The following is a 21,789-nucleotide window of genomic DNA, read 5'->3' as shown; positions in this document are numbered from 1 at the left end:
ACCCGGCCCTCGTCAGCGGTCAGTCGGAGAGGCGCTCGCCCGTCTCGGTGTGGAAGACGTGCAGGTGGCTCCCCTTGGGCTGGAAGTGCACGATCTCGCCCTTCTTCGGCGGGGTGCGGCCGTCGACGCGCGCGATGAACGGCTTGTCGGTCGCGCCGGACCCGGGGGTCTCGCCGTAGATGTAGGCGTCGGCGCCGAGCTCCTCGACGACGTCGACCTCGATCGGCAGGCCCCGGCCGGAGTCGGAGATCTCCAGGTCCTCGGGGCGGATGCCCAGGACGACCTCAGAGCCGGCCTTGGACAGCGTCTCGCGGTCGACCGGGTGCACGTAGTCGCCCAGCTTCACGCCGCCGTCGGCGACCGGCACCGTCATGAGGTTCATGGCGGGGGAGCCGATGAAGCCGGCGACGAAGACGTTGTTGGGGTGGTCGTACATGTGCCGCGGGCTGTCGACCTGCTGCAGGATGCCGTCCTTGAGGACCGCCACGCGGTCGCCCATCGTCATCGCCTCGACCTGGTCGTGCGTGACGTAGACCGTGGTGACGCCCAGGCGCCGCTGCAGCGAGGCGATCTGGGTGCGGGTCTGGACGCGCAGCTTGGCGTCGAGGTTGGACAGCGGCTCGTCCATGAGGAAGACCTGCGGCTGGCGCACGATGGCGCGGCCCATGGCGACACGCTGGCGCTGACCGCCGGAGAGGGCCTTGGGCTTGCGCTCGAGGTAGTCGGTCAGGTCCAGGATCTTGGCCGCCTCCTCCACGCGCTCGCGGATCTCGGACTTGGACTTGCCGGCGATCTTGAGCGCGAAGCCCATGTTGTCGGCCACGCTCATGTGGGGGTAGAGCGCGTAGTTCTGGAAGACCATCGCCACGTCCCGGTCCTTGGGCGGCATGTGGGTGACGTCACGGTCGCCGATGAGGATGCGACCGCCGTTCACCTCCTCCAGGCCGGCCAGCATGCGGAGCGAGGTCGACTTGCCGCAGCCCGAGGGGCCGACGAGGACGAGGAACTCACCGTCGGCGATCTCGATGTCGAGGGAGTCGACCGAGGGGCGGTCCGCCCCCGGGTAGATGCGCGTGGCCTTGTCGTAGGTCACCGTTGCCATGTGCGTGCCTTTCCTTCACCGGCAGGTACGTGCCGGACGATCCGTTGTAAAGGAACCCACCGGCGGGTGCCGGAGGGCGGTGTCGTGCCGACATCTCGACGGGAGGCCGCAGAGGCGTCCACGGCGACGGTGCCGGGTGACGAGGATCACCGTAGCAGAGAAGATGCAAAGCGCTTTGCAAGATCTTGCAAAGACCGCCAGGGAACTGCATACTGATCGCACCACACCACCGCCGACCGCGCCACCAGGCCGGGAGGCACCCGGCGACGAGGCCACATCCCTGTGCGTCCGCCGGGACGAGGTTCGAAGGAGCACCTATGAAGCGCACCACCGGGGCAGTCGCGATCGCCAGCGCCGCGGCCCTGCTGCTCTCCGCCTGCGGCGGCGACAGCGAGACCCCCGCGGGACAGACGCCCGCGGACACCCAGGACGCCGCCGAGGACACGGCCGGCGACGACGCCGCCGAGACCACCGAGGATGACGCCGCCGCCGGTGGTGACGCCGCCTCCGAGACCGCGATGAGCGACGGCACCAGCCTCGTCATCTGGGCCGATGACCTGCGGGCCGCCGCGCTCGAGGACGTCGCCGCCATCTTCGAGGAGGAGACCGGCGTGCCGGTGACCCTCCAGGTGGTCGCCAACGAGAACCTGCGCGAGCAGTTCAAGGACTCCGTCGGCGCGGGCGCCGGCCCGGACATCGCCGTCGGTGCGCACGACTGGCTGGGCGAGCTCGTCCAGAACAACGTCGTCGCCCCCGTGCAGCTGTCCTCCGACCTCGCCGGCCAGTTCACCCCCGAGTCGGTCGAGGCCTTCACCTACGAGGGCCAGACCTACGGCGTGCCGTACTCGGTCGAGTCCCTCGCGCTCATCCGCAACACGGAGATGGCGCCCGAGGAGCCCGCCACGATGGAGGAGCTCGTCGCCACCGGCCAGGAGATGGTCGAGGCCGGCGAGACCGAGCTCGTCATGGCCCAGCAGCTGGGCCAGGAGGGCGACGCCTACAACATGTACCCCTACCTCGCGGCCTACGGCGGCGGCATCTTCCCGGTGCTGGAGGAGGGCGGCTTCGACTCCACCGAGGTCATCATCGACTCCGAGGAGACGATCCAGGGCGGCGAGAAGATCGCCTGGCTGGGTGAGCAGGAGGCGCTGACCGTCAACCTCGACGGCTCGAACACCATCCCGCAGTTCATCGAGGGCAACACCCCCTACCTGATCTCCGGCCCGTGGGCCATCCCGCAGATCGTCGACGCCGGCATCGACTACGAGATCACCTCGATGCCGGACTTCGAGGACGGCGGCGAGACCACCCCGTTCCTGGGCGTCCAGGGCTTCTACGTCTCCGCCGAGTCGAAGAACCCGCAGATCGCGCAGACCTTCGTGCAGGAGTACGTGAGCCGTCCCGACGTGCAGGTCGCCCTGTACGAGGCCGGTGACCGTCCGCCGGCGCTGGTCGAGGCCTACGACGAGGTCTCCCAGGGCAACACCGACATCGAGGCCTGGGGCGCCGCCGCCGAGGGTGGCACGCCGATGCCCAACATCCCGCAGATGAACGCCGTCTGGGGCCCGCTGGGCAAGGCCACGGCCGACATCGTCACCGGGTCCGATCCGGCCGAGCGCCTCGCGACCGCCCAGTCCGAGGTCGAGGCCGCGCTCTGACCGAGCGCTGACCGACCGCCGCGCGCGGGTGGGTGCCGCTGCACACCAGGGGCACCCACCCGCCCGGCGGGACGTCGTATGCCGTGCACCCCGCCGCGAGAGCGGGGCCGGCACGGCATACGAGGTCCCGTCACCGCCCCGCGCCCGTCTCGCCCACGGCCCTGCCCCGAGGAGACACCGATGTCCCAGACCGTCACCGACCCGCCGACCAGCGAGGTCGGGCACACCCCCGCATGGGTGCACGCCGCGAGGTGGGGGCTCATCGCCCTGACGCTCCTCGGCCTGGGGTATGTCGCGCAGCAGGCGATCGAGGCCGGCTCCTGGCTCATCGTCATCGTCGTGGCCTTCATCGCGATGTCGGTGCTGGTGGTCTACTCCACCCGCCGCGCGATCCCGGCGAAGTACCTGCTGCCCGGTCTGGTCCTGCTGCTGCTCTTCCAGATCTGGCCGATCGTCTACACGGCCGCGACCGCGTTCACCAACTACGGCGACGGACACACCCTGAGCAAGGACGAGGCGGTCCAGGCGATCCAGGCGCAGTCGGTGCGCCAGGACCCCGACGCCCCCCGCTACGGCATGTCGGTCGCCATCCCCGAGGGTGCGGCGATCGAGACCGGTGAGCTGTCCTTCCTGCTCACGGTCGCCCCCGCCGAGGACGCCGGCGAGCTCGAGGAGGAGTTGGGCGAGGGCGCCGACGCCGGGGGCGAGAACGTCACCGGTGACGGCTACCAGCTCTTCGTGGGCACCGAGGAGGGCCTCGAGCCGCTGCCGGCCGAGGGGGTCGAGCTGCGCGGCAACGGCACCGTCGCGGCCGCGCCCGGGTTCCGGGTGCTCAACCTCATGGAGGCCAACCAGCGGGCCCAGGAGGTCCAGGAGCTGGCCGTGCCCGTCGGCGAGGAGGGCTCGGCCGTCAAGGCGGCCACCACCTCCCAGGCGTTCGTGGGCCGCCCGACGATCTCCTACGACGAGGACGCCGACGTCATGACGACGGCGGAGGGCCGGCGTTACGTCGCCCAGGACGGCAACTTCGTCCCCGAGGACGGGGTCGGCCCGGTGCTGCCCGCCGGCTGGACCGAGAACGTCGGCTTCGAGAACTTCCGCACGATCTTCCTCGACCCCGCCTTCCGCGGCGGCTTCCTCAAGATCTTCCTGTGGAACCTCGCCTTCCCCCTGCTCAGCGTGGTCAGCACCTTCCTGCTCGGTATGCTGCTCGCCCTCCTCTTCAACGACCCGCGCCTGAAGGGCAAGGCGGTCTACCGCTCCCTGCTCGTGCTCCCCTACGCGCTGCCGATCTTTGTCACCGGCCTGGTCTGGGCGGCGATGTTCAACCAGCAGTTCGGCCTGATCAACGAGGTGACCGGGCTCAACATCAACTGGCTCGGTGACCCCTGGGGTGCGCGCGCCGCGCTGCTCATCACCAACCTGTGGCTGGGCTTCCCCTACATGTTCCTCATCTGCACCGGTGCGCTGCAGTCGATCCCCAACGACGTCAAGGAGGCGGCCGCCGTCGACGGCGCCGGGCCGGTGCGCACGCTGGTGTCGGTGACGATGCCGCTGCTGCTGGTGGCCGTGGGGCCCCTGCTGGTCGCCAGCTTCGCCTTCAACTTCAACAACTTCACGCTCATCTACCTGGTGACGCGGGGCGGGCCGTTCGACTCGGGCAACAGCCTGGTCGGCAACACCGACCTGCTCATCAACTTCGCCTACCGGATCGCGCTGGAGTCCGGCACCCCCAACATCGGGCTCGCGTCCGCCGTCAGCATCGTGATCTTCGGCCTGGTCGGGATCATCAGCTACCTCGGCTTCCGCCAGTCCAACGCCCTGGAAGAGGTGAACTGAGCATGTCTCAGCCCACGGCCCAGACCCCCGCAGCCGACGCGAAGTCGCCGGCGCCGCGACCGGTCTCCGCAGAGAAGAAGGCCGCGGCGAGCGCCGTGTCCAAGCCCCGCTCCGGCGTCTGGTGGCGGCACCTGCTGGCGCTCGTCGCCCTCGTCTGGGCGCTGTTCCCGGTGCTGTTCATCCTCTCGGCGGCGCTCAACCCCGCCGGCACGCTGAGCTCCTCCTCGCCGCTGCCGCAGCAGTTCTCGATGCGCAACTTCGAGCGGCTGTTCTCCTCCACCACCTTCCCCTACTGGACGTGGTTCCAGAACTCGCTCATCGTGGCCGGGCTGGGCACGGTGCTGCAGGTCTTCATCGGCGCGGCCGCCGCCTTCGCCTTCTCCCGGTTGCGCTGGGCCGGGCGCCGCGCGGGCCTGATGACGCTGCTGCTGGCGCAGATGTTCCCGGTGCTGCTGGCCTTCTCGGCGCTCTACATCATGTTCCTGCGCCTGGGCGAGGTGCTTCCCGGCCTGGGCCTGAACACCCTGTGGGGCCTGCTGCTGGTCTACCTGGGCGGCTCGATGGGCGCCAACGTCTGGCTGCTCAAGGGCTATTTCGACACCATCCCCAAGGAGATGGACGAGGCCGCCAAGATGGACGGCGCCAGCCACGCCCGCATCTTCTTCACGATGACCCTGCGCCTGGTCGCCCCGATCCTGGCCACGGTGGCCATCCTGTCGTTCGTCATGCTGTGGGGCGAGTTCCTGCTGGCCAGCATCTTCCTGCTCGACCAGGACGTGCGCACGCTCGGCATCGGCCTCTACTCGCTCAACCTGGCCGACCGCAACGCCTACTTCGGGATGTTCTGCGCCGGTGCGCTGATCGCCTCCATCCCGCCGGTGCTGGTCTACCTCGGCCTGCAGAAGCAGCTCATCGGCGGCCTGACCAGCGGCGCGGTGAAGTGACGACGACGCTCTCCTCCTCTTCCCGCGGGCGGCTCGCCGACCTCGCCGCCTACGCGGGCGTCAGCGAGGCCACGGTCAGCCGGGTCCTCAACGACAAGCCGGGGGTGGCGGCCGGCACCCGGCAGGCGGTGCTCACGGCCCTGGACGTGCTCGGCTACGAGCGGCCCAGCAAGCTCAAGCGCAGCAGCGCCGGCCTCGTCGGCCTGGTCGTGCCCGAGCTGACCAACCCGGTCTTCCCGATGTTCGCCCAGGTCATCGAGACCCAGCTGGCCGCGGGCGGCTACACGCCGGTGCTGTGCACCCAGACACCGGGCGGCGTGCACGAGGACGAGTACGTCCAGATGCTGCTCGCCCGCGGCGTCTCCGGGATCGTCTTCGTCAGCGGCTTCCACGCCGACACCCGGGCCAGCACCGACCGCTACCTCGACCTGCGGCGCCGCGGCCTGCCGATCGCCCTCATCAACGGCTACCGGGAGGGGATCGACGCGACCTTCGTCTCCCACGACGACGCCGCCGCGATGCGCCTGGCGGTCCGGCACCTGCGCGACCTGGGCCACACCCGGATCGGCTTCGCCACCGGCCCCGCGCGCTACGTCCCGGTGCAGCGGCGCATCGCCGGCTTCACCGAGGCGATGGCGGACGTCCCGGGCGGTGGGGAGCCGCTGGTCAGCACGACCCTGTTCACCATCGAGGGAGGGGCCACGGCCGCCCGCCAGCTCGTCGAGTCCGGCGCCACGGCGGTCATCGCGGCCTCCGACGTCATGGCGCTCGGCGTGCTGCGTGCCGCTGGCCAGCTGGGCCTGCGCGTCCCCGAGGACCTGTCGGTCATCGGCGGCGACGACGTGCCCTTCATGTCCTTCATCGACCCGCCGCTGACCACGGTGCGGATGGACGTCACCGGGATGGCCGAGGCGGCCGTGCACGCCGTCCTGGAGGAGATCGCGGGGGAGAAGGTCGAGCACCGGGAGTACCTCTTCGAGCCCGAGCTCATCCTGCGCCGCTCCACCGCCCCCGCCCCCTGAGCAGGCGCCACGCAGGTGGGTGCCTTGTGCACGCCGCAGACGGGTATGGCGTGCACCGGCCACTCACGTGAGGGCCCCGTGCACGCCATACCGGAGCGGGCGGTGCCCTCCCGTTCGGGCTGCAGGACCTGACCCCACGTGTCACGGTGATCCCACCCACACGGGGAGGACAGGACGTGGACCACAGCGTGTCATCGGTGACCCCGGGCTCCGGCCTGAGCCGCCGCACCCTCTTCAAGGCCCTGGGCGTCGGTGCCCTGGGCGTCGGCTCCGGCGGCCTCGCCGGCTGCTCAGGCGGTCTCGGTGACGACACCCTGCGCTTCCTGATGAACAAGCCCGAGGTCGTCGGCTACTTCGGTGAGCTGATCACGGCATACAACGAGCAGAGCGGGCGTCCGCCCGTCTTCTTCGACAGCACGCCGACCTCGATCTCCGCGCAGTTCGTCCGCGGCGTCCCGCCCGACCTGGCCTGCTACAACTACCAGTACGAGGCGTCGACCTACGTCAACCGGGACGTGCTGACCGACCTGCGCGACACCGCCCCCGCGCAGCAGATCGCCCCCCACGTGCAGGAGCTGGTCAGCCAGTTCGCCGACGAGGAGCACCGCTTCCACGTCCTGCCCTACTCCACCGCGGCCGCGGGCGTGATCTACAACGTGGCGCTGTTCGAGGACAACGGGGTCGAGGTGCCCACCACGTGGAGCGAGGTGATCCAGGCCTGCCAGACCTTCCAGGACGCCGGCGTGGTGCCGATCTACGGCACCTACCAGGAGGGCTGGACGATGGCGCAGGGCATCTTCGACTACTGCGTCGGCGGCATGATTGACGTCGCCGGGTTCTACGCCCGCCTGCGCGAGGTGGGGGACGAGTTCGAGGCGGGCGCCGACTACTCCTTCAGCGTGGTGATGGCCGACGCGGTCGCGCGGATGACCGAGCTGGCCGAGTTCGACAACGAGGACGCGGCCGCGCGCGGCTACTCCGACGGCAACCTCGCCTTCGGCCAGGGGCAGGCGGCGATGTACCTCCAGGGCCCGTGGGCGCTGGGCGAGATCGAGAAGGTCGACCCGGACCTGCAGGTCGCGACCTTCCCGCTGCCGATGACCGACGACCCCGAGGACACCAAGTGCCGCGTCAACCTCGACCTGGGCATGTGGATCCCGGCGCAGACACCGCACCGCGAGGCGGCGATGGACCTGCTCACCTACCTCTTCCAGCCGGACATCATCAACACCTACAACGCCGAGAACCTCTACTACTCGCCGCTGGAGGACGCCCCGGCCCAGCCGGACGAGCGGGTAGCCGGGCTGCAGGAGTACGTCGACTCCGGCCGGTTCTACCAGGGCCCGAGCACCTTCATCCCCCCGACGATCCCGCTCGCCAACTACCTGCAGGAGCTGCTCATCACCGGCGACCCGCAGGCCTTCCTGCGCAAGCTCGACGAGGACTGGCGCCGGCTGGCGCTGCGGTCCGCGTGAGGAGCCGACGATGACCACCGACACCGCGACCAGCCCCGGCACCCGTGCCACGGACCCGGGTGCGGAGGCGCCCCGGCACCGGTCCCGCGTCCCGCGCACCTACTACCTGATGCTCCTCCCGGCCCTGGCGCTGTTCACCTTCTTCATCACCCTTCCCGCGCTGGCCGGTGCCCTGTTCAGCCTGACCAACTACGTGGGGTTCGGCGACTGGGAGTTCGTCGGGATCAACAACTACCGGGTGATGTTCACCGACCCCAAGATCCTGTCGGCCTACGTCTTCACCATCGGCTTCTCGGTCGTCACGGTCATCGTGGTCAACGTGCTGGCGATGCTGCTGGCGCTGGGGCTCAACGCCAAGATCCGGCTCAAGACCGCGCTGCGCGGCGTCTTCTTCGTGCCGATGGTCATCAGCGGCATCGTCATCGCCTACGTCTTCAACTACCTCTTCTCCACCTCGCTGCCGAGCATCGTGCAGTCGCTGGGCGTCGGCGGGCCGCTGTCGCAGAGCATCCTGGCCAACGAGGACCTCGCCTGGCTCTCCATCGTCATCGTCACCGCCTGGCAGTCGATCCCGATGGCGCTGATCATCTACCTCGCCGGGCTCCAGGCGATCCCCGACGAGGTCTACGAGGCGGCGGCGCTCGACGGCGCGACCCCGGGCAAGCAGTTCTGGGCGATCACGCTTCCGCTCATGGCCGGGTATGTCGTGATCAACACCGTCCTCGGCGTCAAGAACTTCCTCAACGCCTACGACATCATCGTCGGCCTGACCAACGGCGGGCCCGGCACCTCCACGATGAGCGTGGCCATGTCGATCTTCACCGGCTTCAACTCCGGCGACTACGCCTACCAGATGGCCAACGCCGTGATCTTCTTCCTGGTCACCGTCATCGTCTCCGTCCTCCAGCTCCTGCTCATCCGTCGGCGAGGAGTCCAGCTGTGACCGCCCAGCCCGCTTCCACCCAGACCGCCGCCACGGTCCCGGCCACGCGCGAGCAGGAGGCGCGACGACGCCGGGGCGGACCCCGCCTGCGCAAGGACCGCGGCGGCCCCACCAACTGGCCCGCCACCCTGCTGCTCGTCCTCGCCTCGCTGTCGGTCCTCGTCCCGCTCTACTTCACCCTGGCGATGGCGTTCAAGACGCCCGAGCAGGCGGTGCAGGGCACCGGCTTCACCTGGCCGTGGCCGATGAACTGGGCGAGCTTCGCCGACGCCTGGACGCTGACCGACTTCCCCCGCTCGTTCACCATCTCCTTGCTCATCGCGGTCGGCACGGTCGTCGGCACGCTGATCCTGTCCTCGATGGCCTCCTACGCGATCGCCCGCAACTGGGACCGCAAGCTCTTCCGCTGGTCCTACTTCTACCTGCTGGCCGCGATGTTCATCCCCTTCCCCGTGGTGGCGCTGCCGCAGGTCAAGCTCACCGCGATGCTGGGGATCGACGGGCCGGTGGGCGTCACCGTCCTGCACGTCATGTTCCAGATGTCGTTCTCGGTGCTGCTCTACAGCGCCTTCCTGCGCTCGATCCCCGAGGAGATCGAGGAGTCCGCGCGCGTCGACGGCGCCAGCACCTGGCAGGTCTTCTGGCGGATCATCTTCCCCCTGCTGGCCCCGATGAACGCGACCGTGGGCATCTTCGCCTTCCTCGCGTCGTGGAACGACTTCATGATGCCGTCGCTGATAACCTCCGACCCGACCGAGCAGACGCTGCCGGTGGTCCAGAACATCTTCCAGCTGGCCTTCGCCACCAACTACAACATCGCCTTCGCCTCCTACCTCATGGCGATGCTGCCGACGATCGTCGTCTACGTGCTGGCCCAGCGCTGGATCATGGAGGGCGTGACCCGCGGCGCGATCAAGTGACCGCGCCGGCGCGAGCCTCCAGCAGCGCCCGGAACAGCTCGACCAGCTCGTGCTCGTCGGCGACCCGGAAGCGGGCCCGCGTCTGCCCGTCGCCGACGCGCACGGACAGGTGCCGGGCGGCGCGCTCGGTGTCGGGGTCGTCGGCCAGGGCGGCGAAGCCGTCCTCGTCGGTGACGTCGTCACCGGCGTAGAGCACCGCGTCGGCGCCCAGCTCGCGGGCCAGCCCCACGAGCGCCGCGCCCTTGCCGACGTGCGCGACCGCGAGCTCGACGACCTCCTTGCCCGGGGTCACCACCAGCGAGGTATGCAGCTCGCCCAGGGCCTCGGCGGCCTCCAGCGCCTCCTCGCCCAGGGGGCGGGACAGGCCGCGGGTGTGGACCACGCGCCCGGCCGGCTTGCGCTCGACCCGGACGCCCGGGTAGTCCTCGGAGAGCCGGTCCAGCGCCTCCTCGAGGTGGTCCAGCAGGCCGCGCTGCTCGTCGGTCAGGACCAGCCCGTCGGGCCGGGCGGAGCTCTCGACCCCGTGCGAGCCGACCAGCACGATGGGGTCGTCGGCGCCGGAGAGCTCGCGCAGCGGCTCCAGGGCGCGCCCCGAGACGAGGGCGACGGTCGTGCCGGGCAGGTCGGACAGGGCGGTGAGCGTCTCCATGGCCCCCTCGACCGGGCGGGCGCTCATCGGGTCCAGGACCAGTGGGGCCAGGGCCCCGTCGAAGTCGGTGGCGACGAGGACCTCGCGGTGGGCGGCGAAGCGGGCGACGGCGTCGGTGAGCTCAGGGGGCAGCGGCACGGACAGCTTCTTTCGGGCAGGGCGGTGGCGGGGCGGCGGGAGGAGGGCGGACCGGTCAGACCATGGGGGAGATGCTCCTGCGCGACCGGGCCGGCCGGCCGGGAGCGACCTCCAGGGCACGCAGGAAACTATCAGCCCAGGCCTGCACGTCGTAGGTGCGCACCTGGCGGCGCAGCGACCGCATACGCCGGCGCTTCTCCTCGTGGGTGTCGCGGATGGCGCGCAGGATCGTCTCCTTGAGCCCGGTGATGTCGTGCGGGTTGCACAGGTAGGCCGCGCGCATCTCCTCGGCGGCGCCGGTGAACTCGCTGAGCACCAGGGCGCCGCCGCCGTCGTGGCGGGCGGTGACGTACTCCTTGGCCACGAGGTTCATGCCGTCGCGTAGCGGGGTGACGAGCATGACGTCGGCCACCTGGAAGAGCGCGGCCATCTCCTCGCGCGGGTAGGACTGGTGCAGGTAGTGCACCGCGGTGTCACCGAGGTGGGAGAAGTCGCCGTTGATGCGGCCGACCGTGCCCTCGATCTGCTCCTTCAGCGTGCGGTAGGCCTCGACGCGCTCGCGGCTCGGCGTCGCGACCTGCACGAAGACCACCTCGGGCGGGGAGATCGCCCCGTCCTCGAGCAGCTCCTCGATGGCGCGCAGCCGGTGGCGGATGCCCTTGGTGTAGTCGAGCCGGTCGACCCCGAGGAGGACGACGTCGGGATTGCCCAGCGACTCGCGGATCTCCTTGGCGCGTGCCTTGACCGACGGCTGGTCGGCCAGCTCGCGGAAGCCGGCGGCGTCGATCGAGATCGGGATCGACGCGGCGCGGACCGCCCGCGGCGAGGCCCCGGGCCGGCCGTCGTCGGCCCCTGCCCAGGTCACGACGTCGCCCTTGTGCGTGGCCCCGAGGACCGCGCGGCAGGAGCGGATGAGGTTGCGGGCGTCGTCGGGTCGCTGGAAGCCCAGGAAGTCGGCGCCCAGCAGCCCGCGCAGGATCGTGGCGCGCCAGGGCAGCTGGGCGAACAGCTCCACCGGCGGGAAGGGGATGTGGTTGAACCAGCCGATCCGCAGGTCGGGGCGCTGGTCGCGCAGCAGCGCCGGCACCAGCTGCAGCTGGTAGTCGTGCACCCAGACGGTCGCGCCCTCGGCGGCAACCTCGGCGATCGCGTCGGCGAAGCGCCGGTTGACCTCCCGGTAGACGTTCCACCAGGAGCGGTGGAAGGTCGGGGGGACGATCACGTCGTGGTAGAGCGGCCACAGGGTGCCGTTGGAGAACCCCTCGTAGTAGTGCTCGACGTCCTCGGCCGACAGCGGCACGGGGCACAGCCGCAGCGGCCCGTCGTCGAACGGCTCCGGCGCGTCACCGGGGAACCCGGCCCACCCGACCCAGGCCGCCTCGCGGTCGCGCATCACCGACTCCATCGCCGTGACCAGGCCACCCGGGCTGGTGGTCCAGGTCTCCTCGCCGTCGGGGCCGACCGTGCGGTCGACCGGCAGCCGGTTGGCGGCGATGACGAAGTCGTAGGTGCGCGCGGGCGCTGGGGAAACCATCCGTTCTCCTCGTTCGTTGACCGTCCCAACCCTAGTTGTCGGCGGTCCGGGCGGCTCTCCCGGTCGACCCGACCCGACCGCGTCCGACCGCGCACCCACGAGGAGACCGCATACCGTGGACCCTGTGACGTCCGAGCTGCCCCGCACGTCCGGCTCCTCCGGCGCGCCCACGCGCCCGGTGCCGGTCGTGGTGCCGCGGGTGCTCGGCGACTACCGGCTGGGCGAGCGCGTCGGCGAGGGCGGCATGGGGGTGGTATGGCGTGCGCGCTCCGGGGACGGGCGCGAGGTCGCCGTCAAGGTCCTGCGCGAGCACATCGCCCACGACGAGCAGGCCCGGGCCCGGCTGCGCCGCGAGGTGCGCACGCTCGCGCGGGTGCACTCCCCGCGGGTGGCCGCGGTCATCGACGCGGACGTCGACGGGCCGGCCCCCTACATCGTCACCGAGTTCGTCCCCGGCCGGCCGCTGGACCGGGTCGTCGAGGAGCACGGCCCGTTGCGGGGGGATGACCTGCTGCGTCTGGGCCGCGGGCTGGGGGAGGCGCTGCGGGCGATCCACGGTGCGGGCATCGTCCACCGCGACCTCAAGCCGGGCAACGTCCTGCTGGTCGACCACGACGGGACGCTGGAGCCGGTGGTGATCGACTTCGGGATCGCGCAGGTGGCCGACGACGTGCGGCTCACCGCGACCGGGCTGGTGATGGGTACGCCCGGCTACCTCTCGCCGGAGGTCGTCGAGGGTGGTGACGTGGGCGAGGCGACCGACTGGTGGGGATGGGCAGCGACCCTGGCGTTCGCGGCCAGCGGCCAGCCGCCCTTCGGCCGCGGCCCCCTGACGGTCGTCGTCGACCGTGTCGTGCGCGGGCGTCTCCAGCTCGACGGCGTCGACCCCGCCCTGCGGCCGCTGCTCGCCGCGGCGCTCGACCCCGACCCGGCGCGCAGGCCCTCCCAGCAGCAGGTGCTGACCGGGCTGGAGCGCTACTCGCGCGGTGAGGACGTCACGACCGCGCTGCCCACCTGGCACGACGACGACCCCACCCGTCTGGACCACGGCGACCTGACCCGGCTGCAGCCGCGCTCGCCGGTCACGCGGCAGACGCCGCGGCGGCGTCCTGCGCCGCGCCCGGCACCGCAGCGTGAGCCGGTCCGGCCCCGGCGCGAGCCTGCGCGGTGGGAGCAGCAGCAGTGGGCGGAGCAGGAGCAGTGGGAGGAGCAGCGGTGGCCGGGGCCGCACCGAGCGGAGCCCGGTGGCGCGCCATACCCGGTGTCGCCGCAGCACCAAGGAGACCTCGCCCTGCCCGACCCCGTCGACCATGGCAGCCCCGACCCGCGGATCGGCCGCAGCTCGCGCGTGGGGACGCTGACCGCGATGCTCGTCGGCTTCGTCGGGCTGGCTGCGGCGGCGCCGTTGGTCGCGTGGTCGCTGTTCGTGGTGTGGGGCGTGACGGCGCGCACCGTCGACCGCGTGCTGACCAGCCTCGTGCTGCGCCGCCACGTCGCCGGCCCCCGGCGCAGCGACGTGCCGCTGCTGGTCGTCAGCTCCCCGTGGCACCTCGTCGCCAGCCTGGTCTCGACCGTCCTCGCGCTGCTGCTTCCGGCCGCCGCGGCGTTGGTGGTTGCGGTCGGGCTCTCCCGCTTCCTCACGTCCAGCGGCACGATGTCGGGAATCCCGGTCGACCACCCCTTGGCGCTGGGTGCCGGGTCGTTGGCGGCCGCCTGGCTCGCCTGGTGGGGCCTGGGGTCGACGTCGCTGCGTCGCGGGTCGCGGACGCTGGTGCGGGGGGCGGTGCCGCGCGGCGCCGTCACGCTCGTGGTGGTCACCCTCTGCCTGGTCGGCGGTGCGGCGATCGCCTCCTACGCCTACCTGGAGGGGGCCGCCTCCTGGTGGCCGCTCGGCCCCGACTTCGACCCGCGGGCCGTCATCCCCGACCGCTTCTGACCTGATCCAGCGGTCGGACGGATAGCGGTTGTGTGACGGTTGTTTCTGGTGTGACACGCGTGATGCTGGTCACATGTGCTTCCCCTGAGTGATGCTGCCCACCTACGGTGGCTCTTCGTCCCCTGCGCCACTTCTGTCCCGTGCGGCGCACTTGTCCGGCCGGAAGGATCCCCTGTGGCTACCGCTGCCCACCGTCGCCCCCGATCGACCCGCCTGCGCCGCCGGGCGGGCGGTGTCACGCTCGCCGGCGCCGTCGCCTCGGTCAGCTCCCTGACGGTCCTCGCACCTGCCGCGCAGGCCGACGACCACAACGTGTGGGACCGGGTGGCCGACTGCGAGTCGAGCGGGCGCTGGGACATCAACACCGGCAACGGCTACTACGGCGGCCTGCAGTTCTGGCACCCGACGTGGACCGGCTTCGGCGGCAAGGAGTTTGCCGACTACGCCCACCAGGCCACGAAGGTCCAACAGGTCACCGTCGCGCAGCGGGTGCTCAAGGTCCAGGGCCCGGGCGCCTGGCCGGTCTGCTCGGTGCGCGCGGGCCTGACGATGGAGAACGGCTCGGCGCCGTACCCCGGTGGCGACACCCCGGCGCCCGCCCCCGCCCCCGTCCCGGCTCCGGAGCCGCCGGCGGAGTCGGGCACCTACACGGTGACGGCCGCCGCGGGTGCGAACATCCGCTCCGGTCCGTCGACGTCCTACGGCGTGGTCGGGGGAGCGGCGCACGGCACCAGGCTCGCTGGGCAGATCAGCACCAACGGCTGGCTCAAGCTGTCTGACGGCCGGGGGTGGATCAGCGGCACGATCGTGGCGCCGGTCTCCGGCACGCCGACCCCGGCTCCCGCGCCCGCTCCTGCCCCACAGCCGCCGGCGGAGTCGGGCACCTACACGGTGACGGCCGCCGCGGGTGCGAACATCCGCTCCGGTCCGTCGACGTCCTACGGCGTGGTCGGGGGAGCGGCGCACGGCACCAAGCTGGCGGGACAGATCAGCACCAACGGCTGGCTCAAGCTGTCCGACGGCCGGGGGTGGATCAGCGGCACGATCGTGGCGCCGGCCTCCGGCGGCTCGGGCGGGTCCGCCGGCGGTGGCGGGACCAGCACCATGGCACCGCTCGCCCTGGACGGCAGCCGCGGGCCGCTCACCGTCAAGGCGATCCAGCGCTGGGCGGGCGTGTCCGAGACCGGCCGTTGGGACAACGGGACGATCAAGGCGTTGCAGCGCACCGTCGGCACGAACGCCGACGGCCTGTGGGGCCCGGCCTCGCAGGCTGCGCTACAGAGCCGCATTGGTCTGACGCGCGACGGCTCGACCTACATGAACTACCGCACCGTGGTCGCGCTGCAGAAGTACCTGAACGCCAACGTCATCGGCTGAGGCAAAGGCCCCGCCACCCGCGTCGGAGAGGCGCCGGCAGCGGCTTATCATCGACGGGTGGCCGGGACGTCCCCGGCCGCCCGCTGGCGTGGCGCAATTGGTAGCGCACCTGTCTTGTAAACAGGTGGTTGAGGGTTCGAGTCCCTTCGCCAGCTCTCCTCCTGACCAGCGTTTTCACCCCTCTGACCAGCAAAAACGCCGCTGGCATGCCCTGAACAGTCGTGGTCACACGTTGTCAGAAGTGGGCACGAAGTGGCACCTTTAGTGCACGTATGATGCACGAAATGGGGACGCGATGGCATCGAGACGAGGCTTCGGAACGCTGAGGCGGCTGCCGTCCAAGCGATGGCAGGCCACCTACGTGGGGCCCGACCTCGCGCGGCACACCGCTCCCCACACCTTCGTCGCGAAGGTTGACGCCGAGGCCTGGCTGGCGAAGGAGTGGGCCCTGGTGAACGGGGACGGCTGGGTCGCCCCGAAGCGGCGGGCGGAGCTGGCCAGGCGGATGGCACCGCCGACGTTCGGCGAGTACGCGCGCCAGTGGCTCGCCGACCGGTCCCTCAAGCCGCGGACCCGCGAGGGATACGAGCACCTGCTGCGGCGCTACCTCGCGCCGGAGTTCGGCGACCTGCTCGTCTCCGACCTCACGCCGGCGCTTGTGCGCCGGTGGTGGGCCGGCCTGTTCCCGGAGCACCCGACGGTCAACGCCCGCGCCTACGCGCTGCTGCGAGCCATCCTCACCACCGCGGTCACCGACGAGCTCCTCGCCAGCAACCCGTGCCGCGTCCGTGCCGCCTCAAACCCGCCGACCAAGAAGGAGATCCGTCCGGCGACGCTCGCCGAGCTGGACGTGCTCGTGAAGGAGATGCCGGACCAGCTCGGTGCCCTCGTCCTGCTGTGCGCCTGGTGCGCGCTGCGCGTGGGGGAGGTGCTCGAGCTGCGCCGGCGCGACCTCGATCTGAACCGCGGCGTCGTCAAGGTGACCCGGGCCGTCTCATGGGTCCGCGGCCAACCGATCGTCGGCACGCCGAAGTCGGCCGCTGGGACCCGCGAAGTGAGCGTGCCGCCGCACATCGTCCCCGTCCTGGAGCAGCACATGGAGAAGCACGTGCGGCCCGGAGCGGACGCCCTGCTGTTCCCTTCCATGCGTGATCACCAACGTCATCTACAGCCGACGGTGCTGCACACGGCGTGGCGCAAAGCCCGAGCCGCTGCCGGCCGCGAGGACCTCAGGATCCACGACCTCAGGCACACCGGCGCCACGATGGCCGCCATGACTGGAGCCACCCTCGCCGAGCTGCAGGCTCGCCTCGGCCACTCGACTGTGGCGGCCGCGCTGCGCTACCAGCACGCAGCCGCGGGTCGGGACGCCGAGATCGCCGCCAAGCTCTCCGAACTCGCCCGCCCCCCGAAAGAGTGATTGGGGTGTCGGAGGTCCCGACTCGGAGGGGCGTCTCATCACGCCCAGCCGCCAACAGGCCCTTCAGCGAAATTCCCCGGGCGATCGCTCGCCGATACGTCACTTCGCCCGAGTGGACGCTGGCACGTCCGGGGTCGGTAAGCCCATCAAACGCCGTCCAGCCGGGCAGGTCAGCGATCAGCAGCGCGTTGGCCTTCGGCGAGGACGGCGTCGACGGCCCGCGTCGCCGAGGGCCTGGCCGTGTCCTGGAACACCGCCAACGGTGCACCGGTAGCGGCGCGCGGTGAGCAGCACTGTCGGGGGGCGCCACCCGAACGGCTCGTGCGCCAGCCGGCGGACCACGGTGCCGCGAGGGACGCCCTGGCAGTCGCACCGGCGACACCAGTCGTCCGGCTCCACGCCCCGACAGGTCAGGACCGCACGATGCGGTTCGAGTCGTTGCCCCGTCACCACCAGGCCGAGGTGCGTCCAAGCCAGTGGAGGTCGTCGGGCCGGGGCGCGTGAAGGTAGCGTCAGCCAGGTCCCCGGGGGCGCGGCGACCTGACGTCGCCGAAAACGTGAGGTCGGCGACGCTACTACGCTGGCCGACCCCACGGTGATGACTCTCCCTCGGAGGGGCTCAACAAGGGTGACCGGGATCGAGTATGCGGCTCCCGTCGCCTGGTCGGGGTGGCGGGCCCGAGGGTCGTTGCTCTGTGGCTACTCCCGGGGTGTCCTGACGCGCCCTTGACGATGGCTGACAGCTTCCTTGTTGAGCGCGTTGTCGGTCTCGGTCCTGAGCACCAGGCGGGGCACTGCCCGGGGCGTGCCCGCGGCGTCGACGGCCACGAAGGTGAGGAAGGCACGGGCGATCTGACGTTCCTCACCAGGAGTGTTCCAGCGCTCGGCGACCACGGTGGTGAGCACCTCGAGCGAGGTGCGGCCGACTGCCGCCACGATGGCGGTGACGGTGAGCAAGTCCCCCACCTGGGCTGGAGCCAGGAAGTTCAGGCGTTCGACTGAAGCGGTCACGGCGGGACCGCCACAGTGGCGGGCGGCCGAGGCAGCAGCTGCGTCGTCGATCAGCTTGAGCACCGCTCCGCCATGGACGGAGCCGTAGAGGTTGGTGTCCGCGCCGCTCATGATGTGGGCCAGCCTGATGCGGCTGTCGGCGGGTGCCTTGTCCCCCAATCGGTCGCTGTCGATAGCGGTGCGACCGGCTGCCCCGGGGTCCACGACGGTCCGCTCGGCCCACAGGTTGCCCTCCGTCGCGACGCCCTGGCTCTCGGTGCCGCTCATCAGAAGTCCCAGTCCTCGTCCTCGGTGTTGACCGCCTTGCCCATCACGTAGGAGGAGCCGGAGCCGGAGAAGAAGTCGTGGTTCTCGTCGGCGTTGGGCGACAGGGCGGCCAGGATGTTCGGTGAGACGGCGGTCGCCTCCTTGGGGAAGAGCGACTCGTACCCCAGGTTCATCAACGCCTTGTTCGCGTTGTAGCGCAGGAACACCCTGACGTCCTCGGTCAGGCCGAGCGGGTCGTAGAGGTCCTCGGTGTAGGACTCCTCGTTGTCGTAGAGCTCGTAGAGCAGGCTGAACGTGTACTCCTTGAGCTCCTCGCGCCGCGCCTGGTCGACCTGCTTGAGCCCCTGCTGGAACTTGTAGCCGATGTAGTAGCCGTGCACCGCCTCATCCCGGATGATGAGCCGGATCAGGTCGGCGGTGTTGGTCAGCTTGGCGCGGCTGGACCAGTACATCGGGGCGTAGAAGCCGGAGTAGAACAGGAACGACTCCAGCATCGTCGAGGCGACCTTGCGCTTGAGCGGGTCGTCGCCGTAGTAGAAGTCGAGGATGATCTGCGCCTTGCGCTGCAGGAACTCGTTCTCCTCGCTCCACCGGAAGGCGTCGTCGATCTCAGCTGTGGAGATCAACGTGGAGAAGATCGAGCTGTAGCTCTTGGCGTGCACCGACTCCATGAAGGCGATGTTGGTGTAGACCGCCTCCTCGTGCGGGGTGAGCGCGTCCGGGATGAGCGAGACCGCGCCGACGGTCCCCTGGATCGTGTCCAGCATGGTCAGGCCGGTGAACACCCGGGTTGTCATCACCTGCTCGTGCGGCTTCAGGGTCCGCCAGGAGGGGACGTCGTTGGACAGCGGCACCTTCTCCGGAAGCCAGAAGTTGCTGGTCAGCCGGTCCCAGACCTGCGAGTCGACCTCGTCCTCGATACGGTTCCAGTTGATCGCCTGGACGCCGCGCAGCAGGGTGAGCTTGTTCGTCATCGTTGTCGTCCGTTCGGTATGTCGTGTGCCGGCCCGGTCACAGCGCGCAGCTGACGCAGCCCTCGACCTCGGTGCCGGCCAGGGCCAGCTGCCGCAGCCGGATGTAGTACAGCGTCTTGATGCCCTTGCGCCAGGCGTAGATCTGCGCCTTGTTGATGTCGCGGGTGGTTGCCGTGTCCGGGAAGAACAGGGTCAGCGACAGGCCCTGATCCACGTGCTTGGTCGCCTCGGCGTAGGTGTCGATGATCGCCTCGGGGCCGATCTCGTAGGCGTCCCGGTAGTACTCCAGGTTGTCGTTGGTCATGTAGGGCGCCGGGTAGTAGACGCGCCCGATCTTGCCCTCCTTGCGGATCTCGACCTTGGCCACGATCGGGTGGATCGAGCTCGTCGAGTGGTTGATGTAGCTGATCGACCCGGTCGGGGGGACGGCCTGCAGGTTCTGGTTGTACATCCCGTGCTCGGCCACCTCGGCGGCCAGTGCCTGCCAGTCCTGGGGGGTGGGCAGGTCGATCCCGGCCTGGGTGAAGATCTGTGCCACCTTCTCGGTCCGGGGTGTCCAACGGCCCTCGATGTACTTCTCGAAGAACGTGCCGTCGGCGTAGGCGCTGCGCTCGAACCCCTCGAACCGCACCCCTCGCTCGCGCGCCAGCCGGCAGGACGCGGCGATGGCGTGGAAGGTCACCGTGTAGAAGTACATGTTGGTGAAGTCCAGGCCCTCGTCCGAGCCGTAGTGGATGGACTCACGGGCGAGGTAGCCGTGCAGGTTCATCTGGCCCAGGCCGATCGCGTGGCTGAGCTGGTTGCCCCGCTCGATGCTGGGCGCGCAGGCGATGTTCGACTGGTCGGAGACGGCGGTCAGGGCCCGCACGGCGGTGTCGATGGTGCGCCCGAAGTCGGGGGAGTCCATGGCCTTGGCGATGTTGAGCGAGCCGAGGTTGCAGGAGATGTCCTTGCCGACGGTGTCGAAGGACAGGTCCTCGTGGTAGGTCGAGGGGGTGGAGACCTGCAGGATCTCCGAGCACAGGTTGGACATGGTGACCCGCCCGTCGATCGGGTTCGCGGCGTTCACCGTGTCCTCGAACATCAGGTAGGGGTAGCCGGACTCGAACTGGATCTCGGCCAGGGTCTGGAAGAACTTGCGGGCGTTGATCTTTTTCTTGGTGATCCGCTTGTCGTCCACCATCTCGTGGTACTTCTCGGTGACCGAGATCTCGCTGAAGGCGACGCCGTAGACCCGCTCCACGTCATACGGGCTGAAGAGGTACATGTCCTCGTTGTTGCGCGCCAGCTCGAAGGTGATGTCCGGGAGGACCACGCCCAGGGACAGGGTCTTGATCCGGATCTTCTCGTCCGCGTTCTCGCGCTTGGTGTCCAGGAAGGCCAGGATGTCGGGGTGGTGGGCGTGCAGGTAGACCGCGCCGGCGCCCTGCCGGGCCCCGAGCTGGTTGGCGTAGGAGAAGGAGTCCTCCAACAGCTTCATCACGGGGATCACGCCCGAGGACTGGTTCTGGATCTTCTTGATCGGCGCGCCGGCCTCGCGGATGTTGGTGAGCGACAGGGCGACTCCCCCGCCGCGCTTGGACAGCTGCAGCGAGGAGTTGATCGCCCGCGCGATCGACTCCATGTCGTCCTCGATGCGCAACAGGAAGCACGAGACGAGCTCGCCGCGCGCGGCCTTACCGGCGTTGAGGAAGGTCGGGGTGGCCGGCTGGAAGCGGCCGGCCATGATCTCGTCGGTCAGATGCTCGGCCAGCGCCCGGTCACCGCCGGCGAGGCTGAGCGCCACCATGCACACCCGGTCCTCGAACCGTTCCAGGTAGCGGTGCCCATCGAAGGTCTTGAGCGTGTATGACGTGTAGTACTTGAACGCGCCCATGAACGTGGGGAAGCGGAACCTCACCGCATACGCCCGCTTGAACAGGGACTTGACGAAGTCGAAGTCGTATTGGTCGAGGACCTCCTGCTCGTAGTAGCCCTCCTCCACCAGGTAGTCCAGCTTCTCCCGCAGCGAGTGGAAGAAGACGGTGTTCTGGTTGACGTGCTGGAGGAAGTACTGCCGCGCGGCGGCCCGGTCCGCCTCGAACTGGATCCGCCCGTCCTCGTCGTAGAGGTTGAGCAGCGCGTTGAGGGCGTGGTAGTCGGACTGGCCGCGGGCGACCGTCTCGGGGCCGGTGTCGGTGAGCAGGGTGGTGGTCATGAGGTGGTGAGCCTTTCGCGCACCCGCACGACGTCGTCGGGGGTGCCCAGGAGTTCGAAACGGTCCAGGTGGGGGACACAGCACTTGGCGGCCACGATGTCGCCGGCACGGCAGTAGGCCTCGCCGAAGTTGGTGTTACCCGCGGAGACCACTCCGCGGATGAGGGCCCGGTTGTCCGGGTCGTTGAGGAAGCGGATGACCTGCTTGGGCACGGCCCCGCCGGTGCTCCCACCGCCGTAGGTGGGGACGACCAGGACGTAGGGCTCGGTGACCTTCAGGGGCTCGTCCGCGCGGTGCAGGGGGATGCGCGCGGCCTCCACGCCCAGCTTCTGCACGAAGCGGTGCGTGTTCTCCGAGGCCGCGGAGAAGTAGACGACCTGCAT

At 70.1% G+C, this 21,789-nt stretch carries 17 protein-coding genes, 1 tRNA gene and 1 pseudogene; 11 read left to right on the top strand and 8 right to left on the bottom strand.

Going from position 1 to position 21,789, the window contains the following annotated elements; translation table 11 throughout:
* Positions 1-19: 19 nt before the first annotated feature.
* Complete coding sequence (locus K330_RS0111390; protein WP_022921948.1) at positions 20-1,102, bottom strand: ABC transporter ATP-binding protein; 1,083 nt, start codon at positions 1,100-1,102, stop codon at positions 20-22.
* A gap of 317 nt (positions 1,103-1,419) precedes the next feature.
* Here K330_RS0111390 and K330_RS0111385 point away from each other — a divergent pair, with 317 nt between their 5' ends.
* From K330_RS0111385 to K330_RS0111355, 7 genes are all read left to right on the top strand, one after another.
* Complete coding sequence (locus K330_RS0111385; RefSeq protein ID WP_022921947.1) at positions 1,420-2,760, top strand: sugar ABC transporter substrate-binding protein; 1,341 nt, start codon at positions 1,420-1,422, stop codon at positions 2,758-2,760.
* 180 nt (positions 2,761-2,940) lie between these two features.
* On the top strand, positions 2,941-4,599 hold the full coding sequence (locus K330_RS0111380; RefSeq protein ID WP_022921946.1) for an ABC transporter permease subunit: 1,659 nt from the start codon (positions 2,941-2,943) through the stop codon (positions 4,597-4,599).
* Between the two features lie 2 nt (positions 4,600-4,601).
* Positions 4,602-5,543 (top strand): sugar ABC transporter permease, encoded by a 942-nt coding sequence (locus tag K330_RS0111375; RefSeq protein ID WP_022921945.1) that lies wholly within the window; start codon positions 4,602-4,604, stop codon positions 5,541-5,543.
* The gene (locus tag K330_RS0111370; RefSeq protein WP_022921944.1) at positions 5,540-6,565 is read left to right on the top strand and encodes a LacI family DNA-binding transcriptional regulator; all 1,026 of its coding nucleotides are present in this window, start codon (positions 5,540-5,542) and stop codon (positions 6,563-6,565) included. The genes K330_RS0111375 and K330_RS0111370 overlap by 4 nt, the downstream gene beginning before the upstream one ends.
* A gap of 197 nt (positions 6,566-6,762) precedes the next feature.
* A complete protein-coding gene (locus tag K330_RS0111365; protein WP_040658091.1) occupies positions 6,763-8,040 on the top strand; it encodes an ABC transporter substrate-binding protein in 1,278 nt (425 codons plus the stop codon).
* A 10-nt stretch (positions 8,041-8,050) separates the two neighbouring features.
* Entirely contained in the window at positions 8,051-8,983 is a 933-nt protein-coding gene (locus K330_RS0111360; protein ID WP_022921942.1) for a carbohydrate ABC transporter permease, read from the top strand.
* The gene (locus K330_RS0111355) at positions 8,980-9,903 is read left to right on the top strand and encodes a carbohydrate ABC transporter permease (RefSeq protein WP_022921941.1); all 924 of its coding nucleotides are present in this window, start codon (positions 8,980-8,982) and stop codon (positions 9,901-9,903) included. Before K330_RS0111360 ends, K330_RS0111355 begins: the two co-directional genes overlap by 4 nt.
* On the opposite strand, the gene otsB is transcribed toward K330_RS0111355, so the two are convergent.
* Together otsB and K330_RS0111345 are read right to left on the bottom strand one after the other, a co-directional pair.
* Positions 9,896-10,690, bottom strand: a complete 795-nt coding sequence (gene otsB, locus K330_RS0111350) for a trehalose-phosphatase (protein WP_022921940.1) — start codon at positions 10,688-10,690, stop codon at positions 9,896-9,898. The genes K330_RS0111355 and otsB overlap by 8 nt on opposite strands.
* 55 nt (positions 10,691-10,745) lie before the next feature.
* The gene (locus K330_RS0111345; RefSeq protein ID WP_022921939.1) at positions 10,746-12,224 is read right to left on the bottom strand and encodes an alpha,alpha-trehalose-phosphate synthase (UDP-forming); all 1,479 of its coding nucleotides are present in this window, start codon (positions 12,222-12,224) and stop codon (positions 10,746-10,748) included.
* A gap of 124 nt (positions 12,225-12,348) precedes the next feature.
* Here K330_RS0111345 and K330_RS22760 point away from each other — a divergent pair, with 124 nt between their 5' ends.
* From K330_RS22760 to K330_RS0111325, 4 genes are all read left to right on the top strand, one after another.
* Positions 12,349-14,160 (top strand): protein kinase domain-containing protein, encoded by a 1,812-nt coding sequence (locus K330_RS22760; RefSeq protein ID WP_022921938.1) that lies wholly within the window; start codon positions 12,349-12,351, stop codon positions 14,158-14,160.
* A 174-nt stretch (positions 14,161-14,334) separates the two neighbouring features.
* Positions 14,335-15,537, top strand: coding sequence for a transglycosylase family protein (locus K330_RS22755; protein WP_022921937.1), 1,203 nt, complete (start codon positions 14,335-14,337; stop codon positions 15,535-15,537).
* A gap of 82 nt (positions 15,538-15,619) precedes the next feature.
* Positions 15,620-15,692: transfer RNA gene (locus tag K330_RS0111330), tRNA-Thr, on the top strand.
* Positions 15,693-15,832: 140 nt separating this feature from the next.
* On the top strand, positions 15,833-16,957 hold the full coding sequence (locus tag K330_RS0111325) for a tyrosine-type recombinase/integrase (RefSeq protein ID WP_022921936.1): 1,125 nt from the start codon (positions 15,833-15,835) through the stop codon (positions 16,955-16,957).
* Between the two features lie 264 nt (positions 16,958-17,221).
* Here the strand turns inward: K330_RS0111325 and K330_RS23315 are convergent.
* The 5 genes and pseudogenes from K330_RS23315 to nrdI all read right to left on the bottom strand — a co-directional run.
* Positions 17,222-17,477: pseudogene (locus K330_RS23315) on the bottom strand (ISL3 family transposase); the annotation flags it as partial.
* A gap of 179 nt (positions 17,478-17,656) precedes the next feature.
* Positions 17,657-18,235, bottom strand: coding sequence for an acyl-CoA thioesterase (locus K330_RS20785; protein ID WP_022921935.1), 579 nt, complete (start codon positions 18,233-18,235; stop codon positions 17,657-17,659).
* Positions 18,235-19,209: a class 1b ribonucleoside-diphosphate reductase subunit beta gene (gene nrdF / locus K330_RS0111315; RefSeq protein ID WP_022921934.1), complete on the bottom strand. Its 975-nt coding sequence runs from the start codon at positions 19,207-19,209 to the stop codon at positions 18,235-18,237. The genes K330_RS20785 and nrdF overlap by 1 nt, the downstream gene beginning before the upstream one ends.
* A gap of 37 nt (positions 19,210-19,246) precedes the next feature.
* Positions 19,247-21,406, bottom strand: a complete 2,160-nt coding sequence (nrdE, locus tag K330_RS0111310) for a class 1b ribonucleoside-diphosphate reductase subunit alpha (protein ID WP_022921933.1) — start codon at positions 21,404-21,406, stop codon at positions 19,247-19,249.
* Entirely contained in the window at positions 21,403-21,789 is a 387-nt protein-coding gene (gene nrdI / locus K330_RS0111305; protein WP_022921932.1) for a class Ib ribonucleoside-diphosphate reductase assembly flavoprotein NrdI, read from the bottom strand. The genes nrdE and nrdI overlap by 4 nt, the downstream gene beginning before the upstream one ends.

The organism is Ornithinimicrobium pekingense DSM 21552 (assembly GCF_000421185.1).
Taxonomy (GTDB): domain Bacteria; phylum Actinomycetota; class Actinomycetes; order Actinomycetales; family Dermatophilaceae; genus Ornithinicoccus; species Ornithinicoccus pekingensis.
Note: the sequence above shows the minus strand (reverse complement) of the source record. Positions and strands in the feature narration are given on the sequence as shown.